General features: G+C 63.1%; 5 protein-coding genes and 1 pseudogene. All 6 read left to right on the top strand.

The window, feature by feature from the left end; all coding sequences use genetic code 11:
* Nucleotides 1–442 (top strand): annotated as a pseudogene (locus QZ079_RS08550) (cell division protein FtsZ); the annotation flags it as partial.
* A gap of 203 nt (nt 443–645) precedes the next feature.
* Nucleotides 646–1,455 (top strand): polyphenol oxidase family protein, encoded by an 810-nt coding sequence (locus tag QZ079_RS08545; RefSeq protein ID WP_297037442.1) that lies wholly within the window; start codon nt 646–648, stop codon nt 1,453–1,455.
* Between the two features lie 52 nt (nt 1,456–1,507).
* Nucleotides 1,508–2,245: a YggS family pyridoxal phosphate-dependent enzyme gene (locus QZ079_RS08540; RefSeq protein WP_297037441.1), complete on the top strand. Its 738-nt coding sequence runs from the start codon at nt 1,508–1,510 to the stop codon at nt 2,243–2,245.
* A 65-nt stretch (nt 2,246–2,310) separates the two neighbouring features.
* A complete protein-coding gene (locus QZ079_RS08535) occupies nt 2,311–3,039 on the top strand; it encodes a cell division protein SepF (RefSeq protein WP_297037440.1) in 729 nt (242 codons plus the stop codon).
* A gap of 33 nt (nt 3,040–3,072) precedes the next feature.
* On the top strand, nt 3,073–3,366 hold the full coding sequence (locus QZ079_RS08530) for a YggT family protein (protein ID WP_291288305.1): 294 nt from the start codon (nt 3,073–3,075) through the stop codon (nt 3,364–3,366).
* Between the two features lie 69 nt (nt 3,367–3,435).
* The coding region (locus tag QZ079_RS08525) for a DivIVA domain-containing protein (RefSeq protein WP_297037443.1) at nt 3,436–3,614 on the top strand (179 nt) is incomplete at its 3' end.

Genomic DNA, 3,614 nt, shown 5'->3' with positions numbered 1-3,614 from the left:
CGGCACCGCTTCTGGCGACAACCGCGCTGTGGACGCCGCGCAGCAGGCCATCTCGAGCCGTCTGCTCGAGAGCTCCATCGACGGCGCTACCCGCGTGCTGCTCTCCATCGCCGGCTCCAAGGACCTGGGCATCCAGGAGATCAACGACGCCGCCGACCTCGTGGCGAACGCCGTCGACCCCGAGGCGAACATCATCTTCGGTACCGTGGTGGACGAGTCCCTGGGCGACCAGGTGCGCATCACCGTTATCGCGACCGGCTTCTCCGATGCCAATGTGAACCGCCAGGACAAGCTCTTCAACGCTCCCGTGCAGAAGAGCGAGCCCGAGCCCGCTTCGACGCGCAGCACCGCCTCGACCCGCAACATCGGTGGCACCGAGATGCCGAATTTCGGTAACGACCAGTTCGAGCTGCCCGATTTCCTGAAGCGCGGCAGCTTCTAAGTCGTCTGCACCTTCATACAAGCCATTTTGCCCCTCAAGCGCCCCGGTCACGCCGGGGCGTTTTTTGTAGGTCGATACGGCGGAGAGGACGCGACGGCAGGTGATGGGGTGGAGATGCTGTCGCGTGCGAGCGCGATGCTACAATCGGTACGGGTATCTGTGTCGAAGAGTTCGCAGCGCCACGCTGCCTGCAAGGAGGAACGATGAAGCGGCTTGTCCGTATCGAACGCTCTGGGGTGCATATCGTGGGCTGTGTCGAAGGCACAATCGCTTTCGGTTTCACCGAGCGCACGGGTGGCGTGTCGACTCCGCCGTTTGCCTCGCTCAACCTTGGCGCCCACGTCGGCGATGATCCACAGGCGGTTGCCGAGAACCGTCGCCGGGTGCTTCGGGCTGTTGGCGCGAGCTCCCGTGCCGAAAACCTCCTCGTGCCCAACCAGGTGCATAGTGACCACGTCGCCGTGGTGCGCTCCTCCGATCCATCCGTGCTCGAGGCGGCGCGTGCAGAGATCGCTGATGGTTCCGACGCCATCGTGTGCACCGCGCCAGACGTGCCCGTGATGCTTTGCTTCGCCGATTGCGTGCCGGTCATCCTCACCGCGCCGGGTGGCTTCGCGGTGGTCCATTCGGGCTGGAAGGGCACGTATGCGGGCATCGCGGGAACAGCGGCGCGCGTGCTTGCACGGGAGGCGTCGTGCGCGCCAGGCGAACTCTGCGCTTATATTGGCCCGCATATCCTGGGCGACGAGTACGAGGTTTCTCCCGAGCTCATCGATCGCTTCGATGCACGCTTCGAGGATGCGCATCCGAGCGGTTCCAGGCTCCTCGATCTGTCCCGCTGCATCGTGCAGTCGCTTGTCGAGGCGGGCGTGCCCGAAGCCTCGGTCGCCGATACCGGACTTTCGACCATACGTCAAAACGATCGGTTCTTTTCATATCGTGCGGAAGCCGGCACGTGCGGCCGTCATGCCGCCGTGGCGATTATGCGCTCTTTCATGAACGGCGGCGCCTGAGGTGGCGGTGCGCTAGTATGGATTCAAATGAAGAGGCCGAAGTGGGGCGGAGATGGACGAATATCTAGATGCGATACGGCGTCGCCGCGATGAGATCATGGCACGTGTCGACGAGGCGCTCGAGCGCAGCGGGCGTGCGCCCGGAAGCGTGCGCGTCATGGCGGTCTCCAAGACGGTCGGTACGCCGCAGGTGCTCGCTGCTATCGAAGCGGGGTATGGGCTCTTCGGCGAGAACCGTCCCCAGGAGCTCGTCCGCAAGCTCGGGGAGCTCGCCGAGGTCTCGGATCTTCCGCCCGTGCGCTTCGATATGATCGGCAACCTGCAAACGAATAAGATCAACGCGGTGCTCGGTCGTGCCGCGTGCATACATTCCGTGAGCTCGCTGCATCTGGCAGAAGCGATCTCATCGCGCGTGCAACGGCGAATCGAATCCGGTGAGCTCGCTGCCGCGCAGCCCGTGCTGCTCGAGGCGAACGTCTCGGGCGAGCTATCGAAATCCGGCTTCACGCCCGACGAGCTCCGTGCGGCGTTCCCGCGCTTGAGCGAACTTCGTGGAATTCTCATCCAGGGGCTTATGACGATGGCTCCGCGCGGGGATAAGAGCGTAGCGCGTTCCACGTTCGCGAGCCTGCGCGAACTTCGCGACGAGCTTGCCGGCGATTGGCCCGGCGTCGACCTTGCGGAGCTCTCGTGCGGCATGAGTGAGGACTTCAGCGAGGCGATCCTCGAAGGTTCGACGCTCGTGCGTCTGGGCAGGGTGGTTTTCGACCCGGCCTTTGAGCTAGAATAAACGCGAACGGAGCAGCTCATCCTGCAAACGTGCACGGATCGTATCATGCGGAGAGGTTGGAACACGTGGGCTTCCTAGACGACATCAAGAGCAAGCTTCCCTTCAACCAGAACCAGGGTTCCTATGCTTCCGAGCCCTACGAGGAAGAAGAGGGTTACGACGGCTATTACGAGGACGGCTACCAGGATGATTTCCAGGCGGTAGACGGCGGGTACCAGGGTTACGACGCCCAGCGCGGCTCGTACGGTGAGGAGCCTTCGAACGGATTGCTCGGCCAAACGCACCGCGGCGAGGCCGAGTCCGTCGCGGTCTACACGCGCTCCGGCCAGCTCGTGGGCGATGCCGACCGCCATGCGACGACGTACAACCCGCCCGCGCGCAGCCAGGACGCCTATCGCCCCGGTGCCTACGACACCCCGTCGAGCTATGCCGCGATGCGCCGCGAGCGCGCTTCCGTAGCGCCCGCGTGTGAGACCTCTGCCCTCGATGAGCGCGCCAGTTCGATCATGAACGCGACCGCGCAGCTCCCGGCGTACGTGCTGCGTCCGGAGAGCTACGACGACGTTGAGACCGTCGTGAGGCGCGTGCGGACGAAGCAGCCGGTTGCCCTCGTGTTCGTGGGTGTGCGCACCGAGATCGCCAAGCGTGTCCTCGACTTCAGCTACGGGTTCGCCTGCGGTCTGGGCGCCTCGGTCAAAGAGATCGGCGACCGCGTGTTCATGGTGCTGCCCGCTGGCTGCGAGGTCAAGGAATCCGACTTGGCAAAGCTCCGCACGTCGGGATATCTCAAGTAGCCCTAGTCTGCCAGATCATCGAATAACCAAGGGGTGTTTCCCATTCCTACGCTCACGCTCAACGCGTATTCCATCGCGCAGCTCATATCGACGCTCGTCAATTTCTACGAGATGCTCATCCTCGTCTACATCCTCTTCTCATGGTTTCCCATCCGCGAGGGGAGCATCTTCCATGACATCGGCTTGGTGCTGCAGTCGCTCTGCGAGCCGTACCTCGGCATTTTCCGGCGCATCATCCCTCCCATGGGTGGCATCGATTTCTCACCCGTAATTGCGGTGATTGCGTTGAATCTCGTTGCTCAGCTGGTAATAGGTATAATCGTGTAGGATATGCCGTTAGGGTGCGGCGCGCGTGCGCCCGAAGTCGGGCAGCGCCCACAAGGTTAAGGAGTCCATATGCCCATCACACCCGATGAAATCCAGAAGCAGATGTTTTCCGAGGCTCGTCGCGGCTATGATCCCGGCGAGGTCGACGCGTTCCTCGAGCGCCTCGCGACCGAGGTCGATGCGATGCTTCAGAAGATCTACGATCTGAAGAACCGCCTCACCGCCACCGAGGCCGAGCTCGCGGACGC

It is taken from the genome of uncultured Enorma sp., from assembly GCA_905210055.1.
Classification (GTDB): domain Bacteria; phylum Actinomycetota; class Coriobacteriia; order Coriobacteriales; family Coriobacteriaceae; genus Enorma.
The sequence above is the reverse complement of the archived record's forward strand: the minus strand, read 5'-3'. Positions and strand labels throughout refer to the sequence as shown.

What these genes read in the sequence shown, in the direction of transcription:
- QZ079_RS08545 (WP_297037442.1), top strand. Translation starts at nt 646, where the DNA reads ATGAAGCGGCTTGTCCGTATCGAACGCTCTGGGGTGCATATCGTGGGC.
- QZ079_RS08540 (WP_297037441.1), top strand. Translation starts at nt 1,508, where the DNA reads ATGGACGAATATCTAGATGCGATACGGCGTCGCCGCGATGAGATCATG.